The organism is Psychromonas sp. psych-6C06 (genome assembly GCF_002835465.1).
In the GTDB taxonomy this organism is placed as follows: domain Bacteria; phylum Pseudomonadota; class Gammaproteobacteria; order Enterobacterales; family Psychromonadaceae; genus Psychromonas.
On sequence record NZ_PIZM01000007.1, the window covers coordinates 80,992 to 105,933 of the forward strand.

The 24,942-nt window shown below is 40.1% G+C and carries 26 protein-coding genes; 14 read left to right on the forward strand and 12 right to left on the reverse strand.

Going from position 1 to position 24,942, the window contains the following annotated elements; all coding sequences use genetic code 11:
• Positions 1-8 precede the first annotated feature (8 nt).
• The 3 genes from ileS to murJ all read right to left on the reverse strand — a co-directional run bounded on the left by ileS (position 9) and on the right by murJ (position 5,460).
• Positions 9-2,840, reverse strand: a complete 2,832-nt coding sequence (gene ileS / locus CW745_RS11365; RefSeq protein ID WP_101108802.1) for an isoleucine--tRNA ligase — start codon at positions 2,838-2,840, stop codon at positions 9-11.
• Positions 2,841-2,864: 24 nt separating this feature from the next.
• Positions 2,865-3,815: a bifunctional riboflavin kinase/FAD synthetase gene (gene ribF, locus CW745_RS16825; protein ID WP_101108803.1), complete on the reverse strand. Its 951-nt coding sequence runs from the start codon at positions 3,813-3,815 to the stop codon at positions 2,865-2,867.
• Positions 3,816-3,879: 64 nt separating this feature from the next.
• The gene (murJ, locus tag CW745_RS11375) at positions 3,880-5,460 is read right to left on the reverse strand and encodes a murein biosynthesis integral membrane protein MurJ (protein WP_101108804.1); all 1,581 of its coding nucleotides are present in this window, start codon (positions 5,458-5,460) and stop codon (positions 3,880-3,882) included.
• Positions 5,461-6,070: 610 nt separating this feature from the next.
• Between murJ and rpsT the strand changes: the two genes are divergently transcribed.
• Complete coding sequence (gene rpsT, locus CW745_RS11380; RefSeq protein ID WP_101108805.1) at positions 6,071-6,331, forward strand: 30S ribosomal protein S20; 261 nt, start codon at positions 6,071-6,073, stop codon at positions 6,329-6,331.
• 147 nt (positions 6,332-6,478) lie between these two features.
• On the opposite strand, the gene CW745_RS11385 is transcribed toward rpsT, so the two are convergent.
• From CW745_RS11385 to epmA, 3 genes are read right to left on the reverse strand one after another with little or no spacing between them, the layout of a single operon-like run.
• On the reverse strand, positions 6,479-6,739 hold the full coding sequence (locus tag CW745_RS11385) for a DUF4404 family protein (RefSeq protein WP_101108806.1): 261 nt from the start codon (positions 6,737-6,739) through the stop codon (positions 6,479-6,481).
• A 54-nt stretch (positions 6,740-6,793) separates the two neighbouring features.
• Positions 6,794-7,018 carry a hypothetical protein gene (locus tag CW745_RS11390; RefSeq protein ID WP_101108807.1) on the reverse strand — a complete coding sequence of 75 codons (225 nt, stop codon included), beginning with the start codon at positions 7,016-7,018 and terminating at the stop codon, positions 6,794-6,796.
• Position 7,019: 1 nt separating this feature from the next.
• Complete coding sequence (gene epmA, locus CW745_RS11395; RefSeq protein WP_101108808.1) at positions 7,020-8,000, reverse strand: elongation factor P--(R)-beta-lysine ligase; 981 nt, start codon at positions 7,998-8,000, stop codon at positions 7,020-7,022.
• Between the two features lie 162 nt (positions 8,001-8,162).
• Here epmA and frdA point away from each other — a divergent pair, with 162 nt between their 5' ends.
• The 5 genes from frdA to CW745_RS11420 are packed head-to-tail and all read left to right on the forward strand — an operon-like array spanning position 8,163 to position 12,302.
• Positions 8,163-9,941: a fumarate reductase (quinol) flavoprotein subunit gene (gene frdA, locus CW745_RS11400; RefSeq protein ID WP_101108809.1), complete on the forward strand. Its 1,779-nt coding sequence runs from the start codon at positions 8,163-8,165 to the stop codon at positions 9,939-9,941.
• A complete protein-coding gene (locus tag CW745_RS11405; RefSeq protein ID WP_101108810.1) occupies positions 9,941-10,693 on the forward strand; it encodes a succinate dehydrogenase/fumarate reductase iron-sulfur subunit in 753 nt (250 codons plus the stop codon). Before frdA ends, CW745_RS11405 begins: the two co-directional genes overlap by 1 nt.
• Positions 10,694-10,724: 31 nt before the next feature.
• Positions 10,725-11,114, forward strand: coding sequence for a fumarate reductase subunit C (locus tag CW745_RS11410; RefSeq protein ID WP_101108811.1), 390 nt, complete (start codon positions 10,725-10,727; stop codon positions 11,112-11,114).
• 9 nt (positions 11,115-11,123) lie between these two features.
• Positions 11,124-11,501 (forward strand): fumarate reductase subunit FrdD, encoded by a 378-nt coding sequence (gene frdD, locus CW745_RS11415; protein WP_101108812.1) that lies wholly within the window; start codon positions 11,124-11,126, stop codon positions 11,499-11,501.
• 21 nt (positions 11,502-11,522) lie between these two features.
• Complete coding sequence (locus tag CW745_RS11420) at positions 11,523-12,302, forward strand: transporter substrate-binding domain-containing protein (protein ID WP_101108813.1); 780 nt, start codon at positions 11,523-11,525, stop codon at positions 12,300-12,302.
• Between the two features lie 94 nt (positions 12,303-12,396).
• On the opposite strand, the gene efp is transcribed toward CW745_RS11420, so the two are convergent.
• Complete coding sequence (gene efp, locus CW745_RS11425; RefSeq protein WP_101108814.1) at positions 12,397-12,966, reverse strand: elongation factor P; 570 nt, start codon at positions 12,964-12,966, stop codon at positions 12,397-12,399.
• 27 nt (positions 12,967-12,993) lie between these two features.
• Between efp and epmB the strand changes: the two genes are divergently transcribed.
• On the forward strand, positions 12,994-14,010 hold the full coding sequence (gene epmB, locus CW745_RS11430; RefSeq protein ID WP_101108815.1) for an EF-P beta-lysylation protein EpmB: 1,017 nt from the start codon (positions 12,994-12,996) through the stop codon (positions 14,008-14,010).
• A gap of 38 nt (positions 14,011-14,048) precedes the next feature.
• Positions 14,049-14,363 carry a hypothetical protein gene (locus CW745_RS11435; protein WP_101108816.1) on the forward strand — a complete coding sequence of 105 codons (315 nt, stop codon included), beginning with the start codon at positions 14,049-14,051 and terminating at the stop codon, positions 14,361-14,363.
• Between the two features lie 17 nt (positions 14,364-14,380).
• Here CW745_RS11435 and CW745_RS11440 read toward each other — a convergent pair whose 3' ends face one another.
• Positions 14,381-14,941: a rhomboid family intramembrane serine protease gene (locus tag CW745_RS11440; RefSeq protein WP_101108817.1), complete on the reverse strand. Its 561-nt coding sequence runs from the start codon at positions 14,939-14,941 to the stop codon at positions 14,381-14,383.
• Positions 14,942-15,005: 64 nt separating this feature from the next.
• Here CW745_RS11440 and CW745_RS11445 point away from each other — a divergent pair, with 64 nt between their 5' ends.
• Entirely contained in the window at positions 15,006-16,727 is a 1,722-nt protein-coding gene (locus CW745_RS11445) for a proline--tRNA ligase (RefSeq protein ID WP_101108818.1), read from the forward strand.
• 109 nt (positions 16,728-16,836) lie between these two features.
• Here CW745_RS11445 and CW745_RS11450 read toward each other — a convergent pair whose 3' ends face one another.
• Positions 16,837-17,049, reverse strand: a complete 213-nt coding sequence (locus tag CW745_RS11450; RefSeq protein ID WP_101108819.1) for a hypothetical protein — start codon at positions 17,047-17,049, stop codon at positions 16,837-16,839.
• Between the two features lie 89 nt (positions 17,050-17,138).
• On the opposite strand from CW745_RS11450, the gene CW745_RS11455 reads away from it, so the two are divergent.
• The 5 genes from CW745_RS11455 to CW745_RS11475 all read left to right on the forward strand — a co-directional run bounded on the left by CW745_RS11455 (position 17,139) and on the right by CW745_RS11475 (position 22,259).
• Positions 17,139-18,215, forward strand: a complete 1,077-nt coding sequence (locus tag CW745_RS11455; protein ID WP_101108883.1) for an alpha/beta fold hydrolase — start codon at positions 17,139-17,141, stop codon at positions 18,213-18,215.
• Complete coding sequence (locus CW745_RS11460) at positions 18,203-18,994, forward strand: Cof-type HAD-IIB family hydrolase (protein ID WP_101108820.1); 792 nt, start codon at positions 18,203-18,205, stop codon at positions 18,992-18,994. The genes CW745_RS11455 and CW745_RS11460 overlap by 13 nt, the downstream gene beginning before the upstream one ends.
• A 153-nt stretch (positions 18,995-19,147) precedes the next feature.
• The gene (locus tag CW745_RS11465) at positions 19,148-20,734 is read left to right on the forward strand and encodes a hypothetical protein (RefSeq protein ID WP_238596789.1); all 1,587 of its coding nucleotides are present in this window, start codon (positions 19,148-19,150) and stop codon (positions 20,732-20,734) included.
• A gap of 381 nt (positions 20,735-21,115) precedes the next feature.
• Entirely contained in the window at positions 21,116-22,036 is a 921-nt protein-coding gene (locus CW745_RS11470) for a transporter substrate-binding domain-containing protein (RefSeq protein WP_101108822.1), read from the forward strand.
• A complete protein-coding gene (locus CW745_RS11475; protein WP_101108823.1) occupies positions 22,026-22,259 on the forward strand; it encodes a hypothetical protein in 234 nt (77 codons plus the stop codon). The genes CW745_RS11470 and CW745_RS11475 overlap by 11 nt, the downstream gene beginning before the upstream one ends.
• A gap of 225 nt (positions 22,260-22,484) precedes the next feature.
• Here CW745_RS11475 and CW745_RS11480 read toward each other — a convergent pair whose 3' ends face one another.
• Genes CW745_RS11480 through CW745_RS11490 form a run of 3 tightly spaced genes read right to left on the reverse strand, consistent with a single transcriptional unit; the run spans position 22,485 to position 24,932 of the window.
• Complete coding sequence (locus tag CW745_RS11480; RefSeq protein ID WP_101108824.1) at positions 22,485-23,045, reverse strand: hypothetical protein; 561 nt, start codon at positions 23,043-23,045, stop codon at positions 22,485-22,487.
• Positions 23,045-23,629 carry an OmpA family protein gene (locus CW745_RS11485; protein WP_101108825.1) on the reverse strand — a complete coding sequence of 195 codons (585 nt, stop codon included), beginning with the start codon at positions 23,627-23,629 and terminating at the stop codon, positions 23,045-23,047. The genes CW745_RS11480 and CW745_RS11485 overlap by 1 nt, the downstream gene beginning before the upstream one ends.
• Complete coding sequence (locus CW745_RS11490) at positions 23,616-24,932, reverse strand: TolC family outer membrane protein (RefSeq protein ID WP_101108826.1); 1,317 nt, start codon at positions 24,930-24,932, stop codon at positions 23,616-23,618. Before CW745_RS11490 ends, CW745_RS11485 begins: the two co-directional genes overlap by 14 nt.
• Positions 24,933-24,942 lie beyond the last annotated feature (10 nt).

A 24,942-nucleotide genomic window follows, 5' to 3' on the forward strand; every position in this document is an offset into this window, starting at 1 on the left:
CTTACTTATTAAGCAAACTGGCGCTGTTCGCCATCGCCATCAACGTTAGTGACACAACGTACACATAACAGAGGGTGTGTTTCATCGGTACCCACACTTTCGTGGTGGTGCCAACAACGATCACATTTAGCATGTACGCTTTTCTCAACGGCAACACTCAATCCAGCAAGCTCAGTTGTTACCGCGGTTTCAGGTGCATCTGAAAGTGCTTTTACAGTCGCTTTTGAAGTAATTAAAACAAAACGTAATTCATCTGCTAAACCGTTTAATAAGTTAGCAGTGTTATCATCTGCGTATAAAGTGACTTCCGCTTCTAAGCCACCACCGATAACACTCTCATTACGCGCAAGCTCTAATGCTTTGTTAACTTCAGCACGAACAGCAATTAATTGATCCCACTGCTTATTTGAAACAGCTTCGTTATCTGTTAAACCAAATAAGCCATCGTACCAAACGCCAGTGAAGACAAATTCATCACGCTCGCCCGGCATACGTCCCCAAATCTCATCGGCTGTAAAGCTTAAGATTGGTGCCATCCAACGAACTAATGCTTCCGCTAAGTGGAACATCGCGGTTTGACAACTACGACGTGCAATACCGTCTGATTTAGCGGTGTACTGTCTGTCTTTAATGATATCTAGGTAAAAGCTACCTAGTTCAATTGAACAGAAGTGTGTTAGTTTTTGATGAACGGCATGTAGGTTGTATTCGTTGTAAGCAGTAACAATTTCAGCTTGTAATGCATCCGCTTTAGCAACGATCCAACGATCTAATGCAACCATCTCATCGCTTGCAAGCATATCTGCTTTTGGATCAAAACCGTTTAAATTAGAGAGTAAGAAGCGCGCTGTATTACGAATACGACGGTAGCTATCTGCACTACGGTTTAAGATCTCATCGGATACGGTGATTTCACCGGTGTAATCGGTAGAAGCAACCCAGAGACGCAAAACATCAGCGCCTAAGTCATTCATTACTTTCTGTGGTGACATTACGTTACCAACAGACTTAGACATTTTCTTACCTTGTGCATCAACCACGAAACCGTGTGTTAATACCTCTTTGTAAGGGGCCTTATCTTTGATTGCAACACTGGTCATGAGTGATGATTGGAACCAACCTCGGTGCTGATCTGAACCTTCAAGATAAAGGTCGATATCATTAACAGCATCGCCATTTTGGTATTCATCGCGTACGCCAACAACAGCTGAGTGAGTCGTACCAGAGTCAAACCATACATCTAATGTATCTGTCACTTTACGGTATTGGTCTGCTTCAAAACCTAATAGTTTTTCTGCGTCTAAATCCCACCACGCTTGAATCCCCTCTTTTTCAATTTTAAGGGCGATAAGCTCCATCATCTCAACACTATTAGGGTGTAATTCATCCGTCTCTTTATTAACAAACAGCGTAATTGGTACGCCCCATGTACGCTGACGAGAAATACACCAATCAGGGCGACCTTGAATCATTTTTTCAATACGCTGCTCACCCCAAGCAGGGATCCATTTAACTTCTTTGATTTCACCTAACGCATTATCACGCAACCCTTTTTGGTCCATCGCAATAAACCATTGTGGCGTCGCACGGAAGATAATCGGCGTTTTGTGTCTCCAACAATGTGGGTAGCTGTGTTTTAGTACTTTATGGCAAACTAGCGCATTCTTTTCAGTTAGCACTTCGAGCACTTTATCGTTCGCTTTAAATACATGTAGACCGGCAAAGAATTCAGTATCTTCACGGAATACACCATTATCAGCAACTGGGTTTGCAACCTCGAGATCATATTTTAAACCAACGGAGTAATCGTCTTGACCATGACCCGGCGCAGTGTGCACACAACCTGTACCAGCATCAATGGTTACATGGTCTGCAATAATCGCAGGTACCTGTAGATTTAAGAACGGATGATTAAACAGTTGTTTTTCTAAATCAGCACCGCTACAAATTGCCACTGTTTTAGCATCTTCAATGCCGTAACGCTCCATTGCGCTATTAACTAAATCAGTCGCTAAAATCAAACGACGCTCGCCCGCTTGCACTAATGAGTATTCAACTTTAGCAGCCAATGCAACCGCGCGGTTAGCAGGCAGTGTCCAAGGCGTTGTTGTCCAAATAACAGTACAAATATCACCGTGACCTAAGTCATCACCTTCAGGGTTAAAACAAGCAATGACAGCTTCGTTATCAACCGCAGTAAATGCGACATCAATCGCAGGCGAGTTTTTATCTTCGTATTCAACTTCCGCTTCTGCTAATGCAGAGCCACAGTCTGTACACCAATGCACAGGTTTAGAGCCTTTATGCAGGTGATCATTTTTGATGATTTTCGCTAAAGCACGAACAATGTTCGCTTCTGTTTCAAAGTTCATCGTTAGGTAAGGGTTTTCCCAATCACCTAATACACCAAGTCGCTGAAAGTCTTTACGTTGCCCATCAACTTGACGTGCAGCATATTCACGGCATTTAACACGGAACTGTGCAGGCGTTAATTTTTTACCTGGTTTACCATGTTTTTGCTCAACTTTTAGCTCGATCGGTAAACCATGACAATCCCAGCCCGGAATGTAAGGCGCGTCGAAGTCAGAAAGTGTTTTAGATTTGATAATAATATCTTTCAGAATTTTATTTACCGAGTGACCGATATGAATATCACCATTTGCATAGGGAGGACCATCATGCAGAATAAATGTTTTTTTACCTTTTTTAGCGCTGCGAATCTTGCTGTACAAGTCATTTTTGTACCAGTTTTTCAACATATTTGGTTCACGATTCGCCAAATTTGCACGCATCGGAAAACCTGTTTTAGGAAGGTTTAATGTACTTTTATAATCACTCATCGGTTTTTTATTCCATCTTACGATTTAATTGTTAATTGTTTTGATGCTGGCATTTTCATGCCATCGCTTAGCGTCTTGTATATCTTTATCTATCTGAACTTTTAACTCAGCGAAGGACTCAAACTTCACTTCACTGCGTAATTTCTCTTCTAACACGACTTCAAGTTGCTCTCCGTAAAGATCCCCCTCAAAGTTAAAAATATGTACTTCTAACTGCTGCCTTTCACCTTTAACCGTCGGGCGGGTACCGATATTAGCAACCCCCTGATAGCTTTTCCCTTTAATGCCAAGTACCGTGACAACAAACACGCCTGATAACGGAGATACGCGACGTTTTAGTAGCAAGTTGGCAGTCGGCACACCAATGGTGCGTCCGAGTTTACGGCCATGGCTTACACGCCCAGCAATACTATATTTACGCCCCAACATATCGGCGGCTTGAGCTAGTTCACCCTTCGCTAAGAAATCACGAATACGGGTGCTGCTTATACGTTGTGATTGCTGCACTAAACTTTGCGTATCAACAACTTCAAAGCCATGTTTTTTACCCGCTTGCTGTAAAAGCTGAAAGTCTCCGCGGCGCTGGTAGCCAAAATGAAAGTCATCACCAACGACCAAAAACTTTATATTTAGCTTATTAATCAATAACTCTTCAATAAAAGCTTCTGCGCTAATATTGGCAAACTGTCGCGTAAAAGAAACACATAACAAACGGTCTAATTTCAACTTTTCAAGCTGTACAAATTTATCACGTAAGCGACTCAATCGAGCAGGTGCGTTATCACCTAAAAACAGCTCTTCGGGCTGTGGCTCAAAAGTCATGACTGTCGCAGGCACATTAAGACGTTTAGCTTCACGTAATAAACGAGATAACACGGCATTATGTCCGCAGTGAATACCGTCAAAATTACCAATGCTTAAAACACAACCTTGATGTTGCGAGTTAAGATTATGAATGCCACGAACTAATTCCATCACTCTACTTTTCTATATATACACAGACGCAAAAGGAGGATTATATAGCATAGCGCTCAACTTATCAGCTCTCATTTTTTGTCTTTTCAGCACTAATTTTAAAGTGCCTGATACGCAAGCCAATGATGCCTGCACAGACAAAGTAGGTTGCAACACCTAACGCGATTAAAGCAAACAATTTATATGCGGCTTCAAAGAGGCTAAATTCACTCCATTGTTGCAAGCTAGGGTTAAGATAAACCATCGTAACCGCCATCACTAACGCTGAAATAATAATGCGTAAAAGTACACGAATAGTCTCATTTTGTTTTTGGTAAACACCACTACGATATAATCCAAACCACAACATACCTGCATTTAATGTTGCAGACAGCGAGGTGGCAATAGCCAAACCAACATAGCCAAATGGAATAGCAAATATAATGTTTAACCCCATGTTACTCACCATAGCAATAATGCCGTATTTAACCGGTGTTTTTGTATCCTGTCGTGCGTAATACCCAGGGGCAAGCACTTTCACCATCATGAAACTCAGCAGCCCAGAGCCATAGGCAAATAAACTCATGGATGCCATACTTACATCATCCATACCGAACTCGCCACGCATAAACAACACACGCAACATAGGTTCAGCTAATACAATAAGCCCCAACATGGCTGGAAAACCTAACATGCACACCATACGCATTCCCCAATCCACCGTTTTAGCAAAGTGCTGTGGGGATTTACTGACATGTGACGAGGAGAGACTAGGCAGAATAACAGTCGCAATCGCAATACCAAAAAGACCGAGAGGAAACTCCAATAATCGATCCGAATAATAAAGCCAGCTAATTGAACCTGTTTGTAAAAAACTGGCAATAAAAGTATCAAGTAGTAGGTTAATCTGACTAACCGATACCCCAAACAGAGCCGGTATCATCAAAGTACGGATTTTCACTACCCCTTCATGATGCCAATTCCATTTTGGTTTTACTAACATCCCCTCTTTTGCCATGAAAGGGATTTGAAAAAAGAATTGAATCGCCCCCCCTAATAACACGCCAATTGCAAGGCCAAATTCAGGTTGTGCTAATTTTGGTGAAACAAACAGGGCACAGCTAATAATGGCAATATTTAAAAACACCGGCGTAAAGGCCGCAACGGCAAACTTGCCAAGAGTATTTAGAATAGCGCCAGAAAGTGCAGTAAAGGTGATAAACCATAAATAGGGGAAAGTAATTTTTAGCATATCCGAAGCAAGTTCAAACTTATATGCTTCTGCGCCACCGTTATACCACTCTAAAAACCAACCAAAGCCAAATAGTGCAGTGATCACGCTTGAGCCTAATACACCAAGAAGCGTAATAACGGTGACAATTGTACCTAATGTCCCCGAAACGGCAGCGATGAGCTGTGTCACTTCATCTCGTGATTTGGTTTTTTCATATTCAGTCAATACCGGTACAAAAGCTTGTGCAAATGCTCCTTCGGCAAATAATCGACGCAAAAAATTGGGAATTTTATTAGCAAAAAAGAAAAGATCAGCCGCTGCCCCAGCACCCATTAAGTTTGCTATCACGATATCGCGCACTAACCCTAATACACGGGAAATCAACGTCATTGCACTGACTATCATCCCTGATTTTAATAATTTTTTACTCACTCGCGAGATCTCTAGCTAAATTTAGAGGGGCATTTTATAGCGAAAGCATCATAATACCAATATGAATAAAGCGTTGTTGATAAAGACATTTATAATCAATTAGTTAAATTTAGAATCTTTTATAAAAATTAAGTGCTGTATCCCTTAGTCATACTGAAACGCCTTACTGCAAACTATCAAAAGTGATTAAAAGCCACCCAACGCAATTATTTGAAGTCTAAAAGTTAAGCTGCATAAGTAATCAAATTGATAACTCTTAAATAAGTCAGAAAATTAATCAGCAAAGAAGCGCAATAAATCCATTGTAAATTTGCATCTAAGTGTCGTTGAGTATAAAATGCGCGCAGTTTAACCACCTGTCAGGATTCTTCGCAGTTTTTTCAGCGGTTAAAAGCTATTTCTAGACTGTGAAAACTTAGCACTAAGCTCATACGCTTAGTTGAAGACAAAGGGCAGTTTAGTCGTTTCATATATATCGTTTCATATTTTAAGCGATTAATGAGCACGAAAGAGTAGTTAAAATAAGAAACCATTTGACAATACACATGTTACAAGGCATATTCCTCGACCTTTGATTATCCCTTGTATACAGAATTTAGGAGTTAAGGTCTTGGCTAATATCAAGTCTGCTAAAAAACGCGCTATTCAATCTGAAAAACGCCGTAAACATAACGCTAGCCGTCGTACAATGATGCGTACTTTCATCAAGAAAGTTGTTGTTGCTATCGAAGCTGGTAATAAAGAAGTTGCAGCTACAGAGTTTGTTACATTACAAGCTACTTTAGATAAATTCGCAACTAAAGGCTTAATAAGCAAAAACATGGTAGCTCGTAAGAAAAGCCGTCTTTCTGCTAAAATTAAAGCGCTTTAATATTAAAGCTATTCGATGCTACGCTTTTTCGGCGTAACATACGTAGTTAAAAAAACCGACTTTTGTCGGTTTTTTTGTGCCCGTCTTTGACTCAGTAAATAGAGCGATGAATATCTAGCAACACACAACTATTATTCATTTATAAAACTAAATGCCCATCCCCGATAATGCACTCATTAAATCTTTAATGGTTTTACCAACAACCGGATGGCTTTCTTCAAGCATAAGCAACTGCTCTGTTATTTTTTTGTCACGAATAAGTTGTGCCGGATCGCGTGATAAGATCGCCTCTTGAAGCTGATCATGCACCGTTTTTAACTCTCCTGCCGTACATTCATCGGCAATCAGATCGTTATCTAAAATATCAGATAGATTTTTTACTTCCGATTTCACTTTATTAATTGGCATATAGACCTCTTTGCAATAGCGACAATAAATAAAGTGTAGATGCTAAACAGGCACTTATTTTTCTTTAATTTTGAAAAGGTGATCTAAATAGCGACCCAAGCCTAAAAAGCCAATCACGAACAACAAACTGATGATCATTAAGCCCACTTTAAACCAGCTTTGTTGATCAAAGTGTTGCGTAAAAAGCATAGAAAGGTAGATAGCGACCAACCAGTAGGCAATACGAATCGCATAAGCCCAAACCGAATAGGCTTTATCGGTTAACCATAATTTAGCCATGTTAGGCTCCTTTAATCGTGAAACTTACCACGTTGTCGATATGCGACTGCCCTGTTGCAAGCATAATCAAACGATCAATTCCCAATGCAACCCCCGAGCAGTCAGGTAATGAATCAAGTGAATCGACAAAACGATGGTCGATAGGCATTTGTGGCAAATTATTTTTTTGACGCAGTCGATTATCTTTTTCAAAACGTAATCGTTGCTCTTTACTGTCACTCAACTCATGAAAGCCATTCGCTAATTCAATACCTTTGTAATACACCTCAAAACGCTCTGCAACTCGATTATCATCTTTACTAATGCGTGCAAGCGCGGCCTGAGATGCAGGGAAATTATAAACAAAACAGGGCGCATCATTGGCAATAACAGGCTCAATCGCAACACAAAAAAGCAACTGTAAAACCGTGTCTTTATCATCTTCATTATCTAATACATCGCCTAAATCAAGGCTCGCTCCAGCCACTTTTAATTGCTCAAGCGAGGCACTAAGCGGGTCTACATCAAGGTGTAATTGAAATGCCTGCTGATAGGTCAAACGCGTTGCATTATCGCATGCTAAAACTAATTTGAGCAATTGCTCCATCTCATCCATCAGTTGAAAATGATCAAAACCAACACGATACCACTCTAATAGGGTAAACTCAGGATTATGGTAACGCCCAGACTCTTCGTTTCTAAACGCTTTCGCGATTTGAAATATGCTACCACTGCCCGCCGACAGAAGACGTTTCATATGAAATTCAGGTGATGTTTGCAGATAAAGGGGCACACCTAATGGATCTGGCTTTCGCTCACTAATTTCAGGCCCGACAAAGTGAGTTTTAAAACAAAAAAGGTGCTGATCCGTTACCCCTGCTTGACTCAGTGAAGGCGTTTCTACTTCAAGTAGATCGCGTTGAATAAAAAAACGTCTCATTTTTTGAATAATAACAGCACGCTTTTTCAGCAGTGCAATATCGGCATTGGGTAACCAGCTCATATTTCCTCTCTTATTTATAATAAGAAGTTTATCAAATTATTGATTCCGCGTAATAAAAAGTCGAACTCTTCACAAACAATCTTAAAAACCTTACCACTCTCACGGATTTTTAAGATTGCATTGCTACACTGAATACTTACTTTTTGGTGGGAGGAGATAAGCGTGCAAATAATTAAAACAGATGTCGCCATTATTGGCGCCGGCGGTTCAGGTTTACGAGCTGCCATTGAAATAGCAGAAAATCATCCCGAACTCGATGTTGCGCTTATCTCTAAAGTATACCCGATGCGAAGCCACACCGTGGCTGCAGAAGGGGGGGCTGCGGGTGTTGCACAGGATCATGACTCGCTGGATAACCATTTTAATGACACAGTTTCCGGTGGTGATTGGTTATGCGAGCAGGATGTGGTTGAATATTTTGTTGAAAATGCGGCTAAACAATTAACCCAATTGGAACATTGGGGATGCCCTTGGAGCCGTAAACCCGATGGCAGTATCAACGTACGTGCCTTTGGTGGTATGAAAATAGAACGCACATGGTTTGCAGCAGATAAAAGTGGTTTCCATATTCTTCATACCCTCTTTCAAACCTCTATACAGCACCCCAAAATCACCCGTTATGATGAACATTTCTGTCTTGATTTGATCGTCGAGGATGAAAAAATTCAAGGTGTCGTTATTCTTGATATTGCTGAAGGCGAAGTAAAATTAATTCAAGCCAAATCCGTAATCATGGCAACCGGTGGTGCCGGCCGTGTGTACAGCTATAACACTAATGGCGGTATTGTGACCGGTGATGGAATGTCACTTGCCTATCGCCACGGTGTCGCACTGCGCGATATGGAGTTTGTACAATATCACCCGACGGGCCTACCTGGCAGCGGTATTTTAATGACCGAAGGTTGTCGTGGTGAAGGCGGTATTTTAGTCAATAAAGACGGTTATCGTTACTTGCAAGATTACGGTCTAGGCCCTGAAATTCCAGTGGGTGAAACCAAAAACAAATATATGGAACTCGGACCACGCGATAAACTCAGCCAATGTTTCTGGCAAGAGCAACAAAAAGGCAATGTAATTAACGGTGAGCGTGGAGATTATATCCATTTAGACCTACGCCACTTAGGGGAAGAAAAAATTAACGAACGCTTACCCTTTATACGTGAGTTAGCAAAGGCCTATGTGGGGGTTGATCCTGTTCATGAACCGATTCCGGTTCGCCCTACCGTGCATTACACGATGGGGGGTATTGAAACCGACGCTAAAACCGCGACCTCTCTAGCGGGTTTATACGCGATTGGCGAGTGTGCCTCTGTCGGCCTTCATGGCGCTAACCGTTTAGGCTCTAATTCATTAACTGAGCTTGCCGTATTTGGGCAACTTGCAGGTGAGCAAGCGGCTGAATATGCGAAAGCCAATAAACATGAAAAAATCACGCCCATTAAAAAACAAGCAGAAGCGGTAATGCAACGCACACATGCTCTGCTCAACAGCAATGGCACAGAAAAGATGGCCGATATTCGCCAAGAGATGGGCGATAGCATGGAAGAAGGTGTCGGTATCTACCGCACAAAAGAGTCGATGCAGGCAACCATAGATAAACTCGCAGAGCTGAAAGAGCGTTACAAAAACATTCATATTGCCGACAAATCCAGCGTATTTAATACAGAGTTTTTATATGCGATAGAGCTTGGTTACCTGCTTGATACTGCAGAAGCGATGGCACACAGCGCATTACTTCGTGAAGAGTCGCGTGGTTCACATCAACGTATTGATGGCTTTGAAGCACGTGACGATGAAAAGTTTTTAAAACATTCACTCGCTTATTATCAGCAAGATAAAGCACCTAAAATAGCTTACAGCGATGTCACTATTACAAAGAGTCAACCTGCCGTGCGTGCCTATGGCGCGGCTGGCGACCAATCAGCGCAGGAGAATAAATAATGACTGAACAAATTATTGAAATAGACATTCTGCGTTATCGACCAGAGGAAGATAATCAACCTTTTACACAAACCTTTGATGTACCCTATCGTCCTGATATGTCCATTTTAGAAGCCTTACAATATATTAAAGATCACCTCGATAGCACCATTAGTTTCCGTTGGTCTTGTCGTATGGCGATTTGTGGTAGTTGCGGCATGATGGTCAATGGCGTACCTAAACTAGGTTGCAAAGCTTTTTTACGTGATTATTACCCGAAAAAAGTCTCCCTAGAGCCACTGGCTAACTTCCCCATTGAGCGTGACTTAGTGGTTGTGATGGACGACTTCATTAAAAAGCTTGAAGAGATAAAACCCTACATCATCCCTGAAAGAAATGAAGCCGGTGAAAGTCGCAGTTTATCTGAGGGCGCCTATCAACAAACACCTGAGCAGATGGAAAAATACCGACAATTTTCAATGTGTATCAACTGTGGCCTATGTTATTCCGCTTGTCCACAGTATGCCTTAGACAACAAATTTACAGGACCAGCAGCGCTCGCTCTATTAGCACGCTATAACCGCGACAACCGTGACGCTGGAAGTGCTGAGCGAATGAAAATAGTCAATCAAGAGGAAGGTGTTTGGGGCTGTACATTTGTCGGTTATTGCTCGGTTGTTTGCCCTAAAGGCGTTGATCCCGCAGCCGCTATTCAGTTATTGAAAGTAGAGAGTAGTAAAGACTACTTGATCGGAATGTTTAAGCCAGACTAAGCATAGATTAACTTTACTAAGGAACGAAACCATGAGTAAACGCAAACCTTATACACGGGAACTACCCACTGATTGGTGGATGAAACAACTTTTTTACACCAAATATATGCTCCGCGAAGGTAGTAGTGTCCTGATCACTATTTATAGCTTAATTCTTGCCTGGGGCTTGTTACGCTTAACTCAGGGAGAAGCAGCCTTTAATGGCTGGATAGAGTCACTGCAAAATCCCATTGCAATAGTATTCCATATTATTGCCCTCGCTTTTGCCCTTTACCACACGATAACGTGGTTCTCATTAGCACCGAAGGCGGTTGATTTGTGGATAAAAGGCAAACGTCTCGATGATAAAGTGATTGTTTCTGCACATTACGCAGCATTTATTATTATCAGTGTTTTATGCTTATTAATCATCACGCTATAAGGAGAAGAGATGTCTGATTTAAAAGAGAAAAAATACATTCGCTCCCACGAGCCTGTGTTCTGGGGATTGTTTGGCGCAGGTGGAATGCTGACCGCTTTTTTAACACCAGTGATGATACTCATAACCGGACTATTAATTCCCTTAGGGATCATCGATAAAGGAAATTTCAACTATCAAAGCATTCATGCTTTTGCGAGCTCTTGGTTTGGCGCCGCTGTTATTTTGGTTTTAGTGGCACTGCCTTTATGGCATACACTACACCGTATATTTCATGCGTTACACGATCTCGGTATTAAACGAGGCAGAGACTGGCAACAAGTACTGAGTTATGGCTTTGCCTTTGCAGTTAGCGTATTTGTTTTTACGCTATTATTGCAAATGTTTTAAAGTGGTTGTTTAATTAAGCCTATGCTAATAAATCATAAAAGCGTGTTGAGTTTATTACTTGCCACGCTCACTCTTTTTACTACCCAGAGTTATGCCAATAAGGTGTACACTATTGGCGTACAAAATTTTAAGGACTATAGCCCCTATTCGTCCGTAAAAAATAATCAATATCAAGGCTTTAACCGCGAACTCTTAGATATGTTTGCATCCAGCCAAAACTTCACTTTCGATTATAAAACACGCCCTATTAAACGTTTATATTCGGAGTTTCTAAAGGAAAAGTTAGATTTTAAATACCCAGACAACATCAACTGGGCACCTGAAAAAAAGCAACAAGCTGCAATCCATTATAGTGATGCGGTTGTGCAATATATCGATGGCTTAATTATCAGGAAAGAAAATAAAAATAAAACATTTTCTCAATTAAAGAAAATTGGCGTGATGAGCGGATTTACTCCAGACCAACGTTACTTAGACGCACAACAGAAAGGAGAACTGGAATTTATTTATGTTAATAATTATGAGCGCTTATTCAAGCTTGTAAACGAGCAACGGATCGACGGTGCTTATTTCGATATTATTATTAGCCAACATCATATCCTACATTCAGCGTCACAAAAACAACACTTGGTATTTAATGAAAAACACCCTTTTAGGCATGGTACTCGTAGCTTATCCTCTATCAAACATCCCGAGATGATTGAACAGTTCAACCTTTTTTTAATCGAACATGCCACGCAAATAAACGCGCTTAAATTGCGTTACAATATTAGTGAACGAAAAGTTATCGCTAGCCGATAAAAGAAATCACTACTCTGTGGATAGTCAGCCTTTCTCTTACCCATAAAAAAACCCAGATAAACTGGGTTTAACAATATAAATCAAACGGTATTAATTATTTTTTTACACGGCCAACATATTCTGCGCTACGCGTATCAACTTTAACCACTTCACCTATTTGGATGAACAAAGGTACACGAATTATCGCACCCGTTGATAATGTTGCAGGCTTGCCACCCGTTCCTGCAGTATCACCTTTAAGACCAGGGTCAGTTTCAGTTACCTCTAACTCAACAAAGTTAGGTGGCGTTACACTAATCGGATTATCGTTCCACAGAGTAATTGTACAAGGATCTTGCTCTACTAGCCATTTCTCCATGTCACCTACTGCTTTCGCTTCTGCAGCCACTTGTTCAAAGGTATCATTATTCATGAAGTGGAAAAATTCACCATCGCTGTAAAGGTAAGAAAGCTCAATATCCATTACGTCAGCAGCTTCGACAGATTCACCAGACTTGAAAGTTTTCTCTACAACTTTACCTGATAATAACTTACGAAATTTAACACGGTTAAAGGCTTGCCCTTTACCCGGCTTTACTAATTCATTCTCAAGAATGGCACAAGGCTCTTTATCGAGCATGAATTTTAGCCCGCCCTTGAATTCACTGGTACTATATGTAGCCATAACAACCTCTTTATAAAATAATTTAAAATGACAAAAATAATTACCGTGAATAATACCGATGTGCTGAGCTCTTGGCAAAAAGAACTCGCAAATGCGGTCAAAAACCCCGTACAACTTTTGCAATTATTGGAGATTAACCCAGAAAGTGTGCCATTAAGTGAGGAAGCTCGTAAAAGTTTTAGCATGTTAGTGCCGATGCCTTTTATCAATAAGATGAATAAAGGCGATCTTTCTGATCCTCTTTTACAACAGGTACTGCCAGTGCAAGATGAAGAGCGAATCGTTGAAGGGTATAGCTTCGACCCTCTCGGCGAACACCAAAATGGCATTCAAGGCGTATTACATAAGTATAAAAGCAGAATTTTACTCATTTTAAAATCGGGGTGTGCTGTTAATTGTCGTTACTGTTTTCGTCGCCATTTCCCCTACCAAGAAAATAACCTTAATAAGCAACAATTTCAGGAAGTATTAAGTTACTTAAAAGCACACCCTGAAGTTAACGAAGTTATCTTAAGTGGTGGTGATCCGCTAATGAGCAAAGATACGTTTATAAACCACATCGTTACTGAGCTTGATAAGCTCCCGCAACTCAAACGACTTCGCATCCATACTCGACTTCCAGTCGTTATTCCTCAACGTATTACCGATGAATTATGTTCGATTTTACAGCGTAGTCGCTTAAAGGTTATTTTTGTATTTCACATTAACCACGCCAACGAGATTGATGACTTATTTCGTCAATCAATCACTAAATTGCACCAAGCCGGTATTCAATTACTGAACCAAAGCGTTTTATTAAAAGGCGTGAATGATAGTGCACAAGCCTTAATCTCACTTAGTGAAGCATTATCAGAGGCTAATATTATGCCCTATTACCTCTTTTTACTGGATAAAGTACAAGGGGCACAGCACTTTGATTTAGAAACAGAAAAAGCGTTACAATTGATGAAACAGATAACCGCAGCCTTACCCGGCTATTTAGTGCCGAAATTAAGTCGAGAAGTAGCTGGTGAAGCAAGTAAAACACTGATTCATTCGCTATAATTGATGCTAATGCGCATAATAATTGAATAGGAAAGTATATGAGTAAAGAGACGGTCTTAAAACATTTACAGGAAAATGTTAAAATCATCTACCATAAGGCAGTTGATGCCGACAAACAGATAGCACTGTTACGTGAAAACAAAAAAGCCACCTTCAAGCAGATATTTGCAGCCGATACCGCATTTACTAACCATTCAGATACTTTTTTGCCATATGTTGAAGAATTGGCGGCAGACCTACAAGCGATCCAAACCGATGATGAAGATCATTACCAAACTTTACTACCTAATATCGTAGTCAAAATCGAGTTACTCTTTAAAATGTTAAACTCCTTCAAAAGCAACTTAAAATAATACGCTGACAATAAAACCTATCGCCGAGTGCGCTCTGTTTTAGCAAACAGGTAACCACTAAGCGCACCGACGATGGCACCAAGCAGATGGCTTTCAAAGGAGATACCCGGCCTCGTGGGTAACACCCCAAAGACAAGTCCGCCATAAATGAGCAGTGTTATTAAAGAGATCGCAATATGTAAAAATTTTCTTCTTACCAAACCATACACAATTAAATACCCCCAAAACGCATAAATCACCCCGCTCATACCAATATGTACACTGTTACCACGTGCAAATAACCACACTAAGCTTCCCGTTGTAATGATGTGTAAAATAAAGAGAGTCCAAAATCGCTGCTGACTTTTTAAGCCGATTAAGCCACCAAAAACAACAAAGGGGATAAAATTGCTAAACAGGTGAGCCCAGCTTCCATGTAAAAAAGGAGAAAACAAGATCCCGGAGAGATGTGAGAGCGAACGTGGGACAATACCAAATTGATTTAAATTAAGCGGTAAAAGCGCATTTAAAACAAAAATAAACGTGCAAGTGAGCATGATATAGAAACTAACTTTGCCACTTTGTAGATACTGCTTCATTTAATCCCCTTTCTTATATAAAATCGCACTCTTTCTATATTGACTGATTTAATTAAGGATCACCATGCGTACTACCAATTATTTACTTTCTACACAAAAAGAAGCACCTAGCGATGCAGTAATTGTTAGCCACCAGCTAATGTTACGTGCAGGTATGATCCGAAAATTAGCATCAGGTCTATATACATGGCTGCCAACCGGCTTACGTGTACTACGCAAAGTCGAAAGAATTGTTCGCGAAGAGATGGAGCGAGCAGGCTCTGTCGAAATTTTAATGCCTGTCGTACAGCCAGCCGACCTTTGGATGGAAACAGGTCGTTGGGATAAATATGGCGGTGAACTATTACGCGTAAAAGATCGCCATACTCGTGATTTTGTTTTAGGGCCAACACATGAAGAAGTTGTTACAGAGCTAGTTCGTAAAGAGATAAATAGCTATAAACAGTTACCACTTAACCTTTTCCAAGTTCAGACTAAATTCCGTGATGAAACCCGTCCTCGTTTCGGCGTCATGCGTGCACGTGAATTTACCATGAAAGATGCTTATTCATTCCATTTAGGCCAAGAGTGTTTAGAAAAGACATATCAAAATATGTATACAGCCTACTGTCGTATCTTTGAGCGACTAGGCCTTGAATATCGCCCAGTAATCGCAGATACCGGCAGCATTGGCGGCAGTGCGTCACATGAGTTTCATGTATTAGCGCAAAGCGGTGAAGATGCAATCGTATTTTCAACGCACAGCGACTTCGCAGCCAACATCGAAAAAGCAGAGGCTCTTGCCCCAGCATTTGATCGCCCAGCACCAAGCGCATCCGTTAGTAGTGTTGAAACGCCAAATGCACATAGCATCGAAGATGTTTGCGCAGCACTTAACGTAGAAGCAAAACAAGTCGTTAAAACGCTATTAGTTGAAGGTACATGTGAAGAGGGTGAAACAGCACCAGTAGTCGCACTCGTTGTACGTGGCGATCATAACTTAAATGAGATTAAAGCAGAAAATATCGACGGTATCGCAAGCCCATTAATGTTTGCAACAGAAGCGCAAATTAAAGCTGCTGCAAACTGCGATGCAGGTTCAATCGGTCCTAAAGGTTTAACTATTCGTACGATTGTCGATCGTAGTGCGGAAAAACTTGCTGACTTTATCTGTGGCGCGAACGAAACAGGTAAACATCTAACAGGGGTTAACTGGGATCGTGATATTACCGATTATGAAGTAGCAGATATTCGTGATGTAGTGGAAGGTGATCCGAGCCCATGTGGTACAGGTACGTTAGCGATTGCTCGTGGTATCGAAGTAGGTCATATCTTCCAATTAGGTGAGACTTACTCAGAAGCGATGAAAGCGGCGGTACTAAACCAGCAAGGTAAAAATGAAACGCTGACGATGGGTTGTTACGGTATTGGTATCTCACGTATTGTGGCGGCAGCGATTGAGCAAAATAACGACAAAAATGGCATTATCTGGAATGACCAGTTAGCACCATTCTCTGTGGTTATCGTACCGATGAACATGAAAAAATCACACCGTGTAGCAGAACTAGCAGAGAAATATTACGCAGAGCTACAAGCAGCCGGCATTGAAGTACTACTTGATGATCGTAAAGAGCGCCCTGGTATTATGTTTGCAGATGCAGAGTTGATTGGTATGCCACATACTTTAGTGATTGGTGATCGTAGCATCGATAACGGCGTGATTGAATATAAAGACCGTCAATCTGGCGAAAAGCAAGAAGTTAAGATTGATGAAGTGATTGACTTTATCAAAGCAAAACTGGCTTAATTTAGCCTTGTTATACCATTGCGTATAATGAGGTAAAATAAGTTAGCTCAGATACTTATGCGGATGGGTGTTATCTTCTTTGAAGAAGCCGTTAATATAACGGCTTCTTTTATTCTGCTAATTGTGCCTCTAATTTTTTAATGTAATTTTTTTGCGATGATAAGTTAAAACTATCTTCTAACGCCTGCCACTGTAACAGTTCATTTTCCGAGGTAAGCTTACTTACCTGTGATTGCTGAAAAAAAAGCCCGCCAATCATTAAAATAAACAACACCAACAACACTAAAATTGCATCTAAATGTAGACTAAACTTCTTTTTCATATATTCCCTTTTTAAAACAATACCAATTAGATAGACTTAATGGTCAAATATTACCTAATAACTTAGAATAACAGACCCTAGGGATCAAGATGAAAACATATATACATCTATTAGGTGCTTTATTCATGTGCTATACCTCAATAATTGTTGCTAATGATAATATGCAACCTTTTCCGTTCAGTGGCGAATTAACGCTCTCCAGTAACTATAATGCTGAAATAAATGCTTTTTGGTTACAAGCACAGCCTTTATCATTTCAAGGAGTTGATAATAAGAGGTTAGAAAGCTTTTCTTTACTGGGCGGGAATACACGAGCAATAGTTATTAGCCAAGGCCGTAACGAAAGCGTACTAAAATATAAAGAGGTCGCTTTCGATTTTTTCCGCCAAGGCTATGATGTGTTTTTACTTGACCATCGCGGACAAGGCTTTTCTGAACGCTTTGGGGGCGACCAACACCGTGGTTACGTCAATAATTTTCAAGACTATGTTGATGACTTCAATCATTACGTTACTGCACTTGAATTAGATAAAAAGTATCAACAACGCTATCTGCTTTCTCACTCTATGGGAGGAACAATTAGTGCGCTCTATTTAGCCCAGTATAACCACCCGTTTCAATCATCCGTTTTTTATAGCCCAATGTTTACCATCAATACAGCGCCCTTACCCAACTTTATGGCTAAGTTAATTGCCTACAGCAGTGCCAGTGTCTGTAGTTGGTTCAGCGATAAAGCTTGCTATGTACCAGGGGGGAAAGGTTATCAAAAGAAAATATTTGAAAATAATCAATTAACCACAAGCCCTCGTCGATTTGATGCAAGCCAATATGATTTCGAGCATTTTCCTGAAACACAACTTGGTAGTGCAACAATGCGATGGCTAGCAACTAGTCTCAGTGCAACTGAGCAAGCGATAGAAGAGGCGCATAACATTGATATTCCGATACTCGTGGTTCAAGCAGGTAATGATCAAGTGGTCAACGGGGAAGGACAGCATGAATTCTTCGACAATGTAACATATTGTAAATTTAATCAGTTTTTAACCATTGAAGATGCAAAACATGAGATATTACTAGAGCGTGATGAGTTTCGCACCATTGCCCTCAGTCACACCCTACAATTTTTATCAAAAACAGCACAAGGTAAACGGTCATGTATAAAGTAGCCATTTCTGATCTTGACGGAACATTACTCGGGCCAGATCATAAAGTATCAGCTCAAACGAAACAAAGCATCCATCGCTGGGTCGAAAGTGGTCGCAAGTTTGTGATTGCAACTGGGCGTCATTATATCGAAGCAAAAAGCTTACAAGATGAATTAGGCGAGCCAATCTACCTAATTACCTCTAATGGTGCACGTGTACATAATCGCGAAGGGGAAATTATATTAAAACAGAACCTTTCCAGTGATATCGCGACGGCAATCTGTGATATAAATTTTGCCGAAGGTGTTCAGGTGAACCTATTTACAGATCACTGCTGGTATGCCAACTACGCCATCCCTGAATTAACTGGAATGGCATTAGACCAAGATTTTTATTGTCGTCCCACAGACCTTAAAACACTGGATAAAAGTAATACTATAAAAATATTTTTCTATGCCGAACCAGAATTATTACAGCCTGTTTATGAACAATTAAAAGCCCAATTTGGTCATCGTATCAATTTAACTTTTTCACTCGATAAATGTTTAGAAGTTATGGATGTAACAGCGAATAAAGGCACTGCTGTTGAGGCTGTATTAAAAGAGAAAGGCTTTACTCGCAGTGAGGCGATCGCGTTTGGTGATGGCATGAATGACGTAGAAATGCTTAGCTTAGTTGGCAAGCCAATATTGATGGAAAATTCACAGACTAAGCTTCGTGATGCTTTACCTAATGCTGAAATGACACTTTCCGCTAAAGAACATGGCGTGGCAGCAAAACTCAACAAAATATTAGATTAGTATCTCTAAATAACTACACTCAGGGCAACGTAAAATAATACAACAATATTCTGTTGTTGCCCTATTATCTTCATTATCAAGTTTTTGCTTAAATCCCTCATTAATTATTGTTATTACAACACAAATTTAATTGCTACGGGATGAAATATGTAAATGCACTGTTATACTGAGCAGGGTATTCTCATTACTTTTATGGAACAAAGGTTAATTATGCGTCTCTCTTCCCTACTACTTACAGCGCCACTTTTTCTGATTGCATGTTCATCGACACCGCCACCTGCCCCAGTCGTTGAAGAAAAACCCGCTCCCGTTATTAAACGAGACTTTGCCAAAATATTAGAGGGTAATTTTCGTGGACAATTTAGCTTCGGTGATGGTAAAGGTTACTTTAAAGCTTGTGATGCTAACAAAGAGTTTTCAGTGAATGCCAATTTTGCGCTTCGCAATATTTATGAGCAGATAGCTTCTTCTCCATATACGCCTGTTTATATTGAATTTGCTGGCGAAATTACCTTTAGTAAAGACTCAGAGAAAGAGATTGATTCAGTCATGCGTATTGATCGCGTTCATCATATGGCATTAGCAAAAGCTTCTTTACAGTGTGCTAAACCTATCGATACTTTCCTTTTTAAAGCCAATGGAGATGATCCTTATTGGCGTATTAATATCGATAAAGAGCAACTATTCTTCTCTACAAAAGCCAGTAATCAAGCCTATGAAGTTAAGGACTCTAATTTTAGAACGACTCAAATAAACCATGTTTTTACTACCAATAAAAAAGGTCAAAAGTTAAAATTAACCATCCAACCAGGCCACTGTTATGATTTAAAAAATAAAGAGTACTGGGGTTATACAACGGCAGTTAGCAGTGTATGGGGTGAATTTAGCGGTTGTGGGGAGCCTGGGTGGCCTATTGTTGATCAAGTTTTTACTGGTTACTACTTAAGTAAAAGTAACAATACCACCACAAACTTAACACTTAATGCCAACTACACTGTGGAATACAAAGAAAAAACGCTTGATGGTGAAATTCTAAAAACAGGCTTTTGGAAAACTAACTCACCTAATCGTGCCGTTGTCATGTTAACTAAAGAGGGCGAAAAGAACATTCGTCAAGAGTTAGTATTCCACCGTGAAGGACTCGCGCTAAGTACAACTGAAATAAATGATGCGAATATCATCAAACCAATCCTTGGTGAACCACTTAGCTTTAACAAAATGAATGCAAAAGAGGGTGTTGAAACGATTAAGGTAAATCGCATCAATCGCGAGTTTATTGCTGAAGATATTAACCCAGCATCAGAGGTTGATATTGAAATTCAAAAGGCAGTCAACGACTACTTTAAAATTCACCGCACAGACCCTAAAGACACTAAATTTAGCGCAGTCAAATACGATCTAAATGGTGACGGGCGTGATGAAGCAATCGTCTTGCTTGACTGGTGTTCAGAGGCAAATGGTTGCGAGATGCTTATTTTTGAGGGGCGTAAACAAGGCTATCGTTTCTCTAGTCGTATTTCTCGTATTCATGCTCCCGTTATTGTGTCTAAAACGCAACATTACCTCTGGCAAAGTTTGCTTATTGAAAAGCAAGCAGGATGGTCTGTGTTGAAGTTTGATGGACTCAGTTACCCTATTCATACACGAGATCTAAATGTCATTAATAAAGATGATTACTCAACCGGCATTTCGTTGTTTAGTAATGGTAAACCAACACAATGGTTCCCAATTAAAATGTAATGTTTTAGATAATCAACAAAAAGGGCGAAAGCCCTTTTTTTGTGCTTACTTCACCTTAGATTAAGACAAAATTTGACCTAAAAAATTGTTCCCTTTACTAAAATTTCAACGAAGAGATAAGTTGTTTTAACCAGTAAATAGATTAGCTCTTTACTCCGTTTAGGATAATACCTTACTGACTAAATGAGCACTCACAACAAACAAATACTTAAGATTTCCATTCAAACAATATTTTAACAACCTTCACCAAAATGCAGCATAATACTACTCGCCTCACATTCACCTACTAAAAATGGGACAAATTTTCAATAACGCAGTACTATCAAAATAGGCTCTAGCACGGATTTAGCTTTGCCATACTTTTAATATGGAAGTGATCATATGTTTAACAGCAGAACAAACAGCTCTCTTTTTTTCCTACTCATCCTTCTGTTTAATCAGCAAGTTTACGCGGTAACTAAAATAACCGTTTGGGAACACACCGTTAACGACCCGACTGAAATCATCATGGATACCCTCCATAGAGCACTTGAAGTCACCAAACCTGAATATGGTGAATATGAATTAATCACCTCTTTAAAAATGGAGCAAGGACGAGCATTACGTGAACTTGCAAAAATTAAAAACTCGCATCTAGATTTAGCCCATTTCTCGCCTACAGTTGAGCGTGAAAAAGTCGCAATTGCGATTAGAATTCCGCTTATTCAAGGTTTACTCGGTTACCGTTTATGCTTAATTAAGCAAGGAGAACAGACTAAGTTTTCGCAAATTCAGAATAAAAATGAGTGGTTGAATAGCAAACTCATTATCGGGCAACACCAAGATTGGCCCGACACTCAAGTATTAAAAAATAATGGCTTAAGCGTTAAAACTACACATCGCTATGAGCTACTCTTTCAACAACTTGCTAAACAACGCTTTGATTGTCTTGCTCGTGGCGCGAATGAGATTTACTACGAACATCACGCTCACCCTAATTTGGGATTAGCAATTGAAAATAACATTGTATTACATTACCCTTTTCCGCTATTTTTCTTTGTTAATCGCAATAACGCGACACTTGCAAAACGCTTAGAGCTTGGTTTATCACGTTTAGTTGAAAGCGGTACTTCAGAAAAATTATTTGAATATTATTATCAAACACAGCTAGAAACATTAAACCTTAAAAATCGCCATATTATTCATTTAAACAATACCATGCTGTCCCCCAAAACAGTGCAAGCGATCAAACAATCTAACCAACGCTTTATTGATAACTACCTCAGCCAACAGCAAGAAAATGAGAGCCAGAGTGCACCTTAATAATGAAAATAAAAGCAACGCTTTCCATATCAGTAGGCTGACAACAAACCAAGGAACTTTTCAAATAACGGGGCAGAATAACCGTGTTAGTTTCAACATTAAGCGTTTATTGATGATGGGAACTGATGGTTGGGTTGAACTAGATTTAGACAAACAGAAAGTACAACAATTAATCCTATTGATAAGTGAAAACATTACAAATCACCTAGGGGATGTGGCTTAGTCATTCTAAGCGAATTTCGACTAACAGACAGCAAAACGTCTTTTAGTTTTGTCTTGCGTACTGTTTGACGTAGTCAAATAGAGCAAGGGCAAAGCGTGTTGTGTTGGACCCGAAGGGCAACATTTGTTGCAAAAATAAACTCGAAAGATCAACAGGTCTGTATAAAACAGCGCGACTAATTGACTCATCACGCTGTTTTATCAAACTAAGTACAACTTAAATGGATTATTTATAACCCCCTTCAAACTGCGCATCGCGTAACCCCAGCGCCACTAAATTTTGTTGCTGTACAGCTTCTGGTAACACCATTAAATTACGTTTGCTAAACCAAGCTTGTAACGTTTGGGTAAAGTGTAAACCTAACGCCTCTTTCTTCTCTTTATCCATGTTTGCCGTCAAGTATAGATACAATAATTTATCACCACTTCTTCCAGAGAAGACTTCTGCTTGTTGTGCTAAGGTTGCCTCTTTTAGGTCAGAAAATGCACCTAGCGTTAACACAATCGGTAAGCTCTGATGACGTTGTTTATAATCAGCCATCTGTTCATCAGTCCACTCGCTTTGCGATATAAGTAACTGCGTTTCACCGCTGTTCATTAACTCAAAGCTACCGGCAATAATTTCAAAAGGATAGTTTTCTAAGTTAGGTACTTCATCAAACTCAACATCGCTGTTGCTGGCGATAGTAATTGTAGGTATTTCTTCAACTGGCTCTGCAAATGCCATGGTGATATAGGCTGGTAGAAAAGCGAATATAGCTAATAGCATTACTGTTTTTTTCATCATTATTTCTCTTCCGTTGTATAGATATTCCACTCTTTAGTCAGCACATTTTTAGGGTCTACAAATACTGCAATAGTACGACGCTGACGACTTTTAAGGTGCGCGGTAAAAGGGGTTGGCTGATCAAATATTTGTAGTTCTATACGTTTCTCATCGATCCCCCTATTCACTAAATATTGCTTCACTGTATGATTACGGCGTTTTGCTAATGCTTCGTTATATACCAATGAGCCCTCACCACTAGTATCTCCGATCAAAATCAAACTGACATCCTCACTTTCATTTAAGCGTGCAAGTGCTTTTTGTAATGCTGGTAACTCCGACTCTCTAATGCCTGATTTATCAAATGCAAACTTAACTTCAAACCAGCTAATGTCTTCAAAAGGAGCCCAATAAGCACAACCACGATTATCCACTGCGACCAGCTCTGGCGTTTCACTACAAATGTCACGTTGGTTAATAATGCCATCACCATCGTCATCGCGAAGGTCATCAAACTGATAACGATCAACTTGAAAATGGGTCGTCTCTACACAGGCAGTTAAGGGCAGTAATAGTGCCAAATATAATAGTTTAATCTTGCTCATTATTGATCACCTCTGTTTTCCATTGTTCTGGGTAAGCAAGTCGCATTGCATAACCTAATTGTCCTGTTGCATTTAATAAGCGGTAGCTCGCTAAACGTTGATTATAAAAGGTATCAATATAGCTTTTACGAGCTAAAAACAGTTCCACTTTTGCATCTAATACATCTAATAAGCTACGTCGATTAAGTTTAAACTGCTCAATATAACCGCTCTCCGCTTGCTTAGCTGCATCGACGTTCTGCTGTAACCATTCCAATTGTTGTTGCTGCATGCTCCATGAGTTCCATGCTAAACGCACGCCCTCTGAAACCTGTTGCTCAGTGCGCAGACGAATTGACCTAGCCTCCTCCTTTCGCCAAATAGCAGACTCTTTCTTAGAGACAGTATTACCGCCACTAAAAATATCATAACTCATGGTGAGCATTATACGTGCGTCACTATCTCGGCCTTCAAAGCCTCCCATGTCATCATTATAATTAGCATGCAATTCGAGGTTTACTTCGGGGTAAAAGCTACTCGATTCACGGGTAATTTCATGATTAGCAGCTTCCAAATCCGCTAAAGCGATACGAATTTCAGGGTTGTTTTTAATCGCATTTTGTACTGCCATATCTTCATCGACGGGCAACAAAAGGCTATCCACTTTAGGCTCAATTAAGCCTTCAGGACGAACGCCAACAAGGCGAAGATATTCGACACGCTTATCCATTAAATTATTATTCGCCACGATCAAAGACGACTTAGCCGTCGCAACACGTGAACGAATTTGTGCTAAATCAGATTTACTGCTTAATCCCTGTGATTGACGTACTTCAATATCAGCGAGAACGCGCTCATGGTCTTGCACGTTACGCTCAGTCAACTCGATAAACTGCTGTGCTTTAAGCAACTCTAAATAAACACGTGCAACATCTAAGGCTAAGTTTTCAGCATCACTAAGCAAACCTAATCGTTCCGATTCTGCTTCAAAGGCTAAACGGTCCTCTTCGGAGACATCCTCAAAACCATTAAATAGGTTTTGTGTTACTTTTACGCCGATCTCTTTACGCGTTAGTTGTTCATCAATTTTTTGGCCACTGTTATATTGAGTATCTTCATAACCGATGCCACCATGTAAATTTACCTGAGGGTAATAGTTACTGCCGGCAGCATCCATATCTCGAACGTAGGACTCATACTTCGCATATTGCTGTTTAATCAGAGGGTTATTGTCAATGGCATGTGCTATTGACTCCTCAAGCGTGATGGCTAACGCTGGCTGAACTAGCATCAAGCATGCTAATGGAATAAATTTTCGCGACATTACTTTTCCT

Bases quoted from the DNA above. Each gene is read 5' to 3' on its own strand.
- CW745_RS11450 (WP_101108819.1), bottom strand. From the start codon at position 17,049: ATGAAAAAGAAGTTTAGTCTACATTTAGATGCAATTTTAGTGTTGTTG.
- CW745_RS11465 (WP_238596789.1), top strand. From the start codon at position 19,148: ATGCACTGTTATACTGAGCAGGGTATTCTCATTACTTTTATGGAACAA.
- ribF (WP_101108803.1), bottom strand. From the start codon at position 3,815: ATGGAATTAGTTCGTGGCATTCATAATCTTAACTCGCAACATCAAGGT.
- CW745_RS11440 (WP_101108817.1), bottom strand. From the start codon at position 14,941: ATGAAGCAGTATCTACAAAGTGGCAAAGTTAGTTTCTATATCATGCTC.
- CW745_RS11485 (WP_101108825.1), bottom strand. From the start codon at position 23,629: ATGAGCAAGATTAAACTATTATATTTGGCACTATTACTGCCCTTAACT.
- CW745_RS11420 (WP_101108813.1), top strand. From the start codon at position 11,523: ATGCTAATAAATCATAAAAGCGTGTTGAGTTTATTACTTGCCACGCTC.
- CW745_RS11455 (WP_101108883.1), top strand. From the start codon at position 17,139: ATGAAAACATATATACATCTATTAGGTGCTTTATTCATGTGCTATACC.
- CW745_RS11445 (WP_101108818.1), top strand. From the start codon at position 15,006: ATGCGTACTACCAATTATTTACTTTCTACACAAAAAGAAGCACCTAGC.
- CW745_RS11470 (WP_101108822.1), top strand. From the start codon at position 21,116: ATGTTTAACAGCAGAACAAACAGCTCTCTTTTTTTCCTACTCATCCTT.
- frdD (WP_101108812.1), top strand. From the start codon at position 11,124: ATGTCTGATTTAAAAGAGAAAAAATACATTCGCTCCCACGAGCCTGTG.
- ileS (WP_101108802.1), bottom strand. From the start codon at position 2,840: ATGAGTGATTATAAAAGTACATTAAACCTTCCTAAAACAGGTTTTCCG.
- epmA (WP_101108808.1), bottom strand. From the start codon at position 8,000: ATGAGCTGGTTACCCAATGCCGATATTGCACTGCTGAAAAAGCGTGCT.
- CW745_RS11390 (WP_101108807.1), bottom strand. From the start codon at position 7,018: ATGGCTAAATTATGGTTAACCGATAAAGCCTATTCGGTTTGGGCTTAT.
- CW745_RS11460 (WP_101108820.1), top strand. From the start codon at position 18,203: ATGTATAAAGTAGCCATTTCTGATCTTGACGGAACATTACTCGGGCCA.
- epmB (WP_101108815.1), top strand. From the start codon at position 12,994: ATGACAAAAATAATTACCGTGAATAATACCGATGTGCTGAGCTCTTGG.
- CW745_RS11435 (WP_101108816.1), top strand. From the start codon at position 14,049: ATGAGTAAAGAGACGGTCTTAAAACATTTACAGGAAAATGTTAAAATC.
- CW745_RS11410 (WP_101108811.1), top strand. From the start codon at position 10,725: ATGAGTAAACGCAAACCTTATACACGGGAACTACCCACTGATTGGTGG.
- CW745_RS11385 (WP_101108806.1), bottom strand. From the start codon at position 6,739: ATGCCAATTAATAAAGTGAAATCGGAAGTAAAAAATCTATCTGATATT.
- CW745_RS11480 (WP_101108824.1), bottom strand. From the start codon at position 23,045: ATGATGAAAAAAACAGTAATGCTATTAGCTATATTCGCTTTTCTACCA.
- CW745_RS11490 (WP_101108826.1), bottom strand. From the start codon at position 24,932: ATGTCGCGAAAATTTATTCCATTAGCATGCTTGATGCTAGTTCAGCCA.
- efp (WP_101108814.1), bottom strand. From the start codon at position 12,966: ATGGCTACATATAGTACCAGTGAATTCAAGGGCGGGCTAAAATTCATG.
- CW745_RS11405 (WP_101108810.1), top strand. From the start codon at position 9,941: ATGACTGAACAAATTATTGAAATAGACATTCTGCGTTATCGACCAGAG.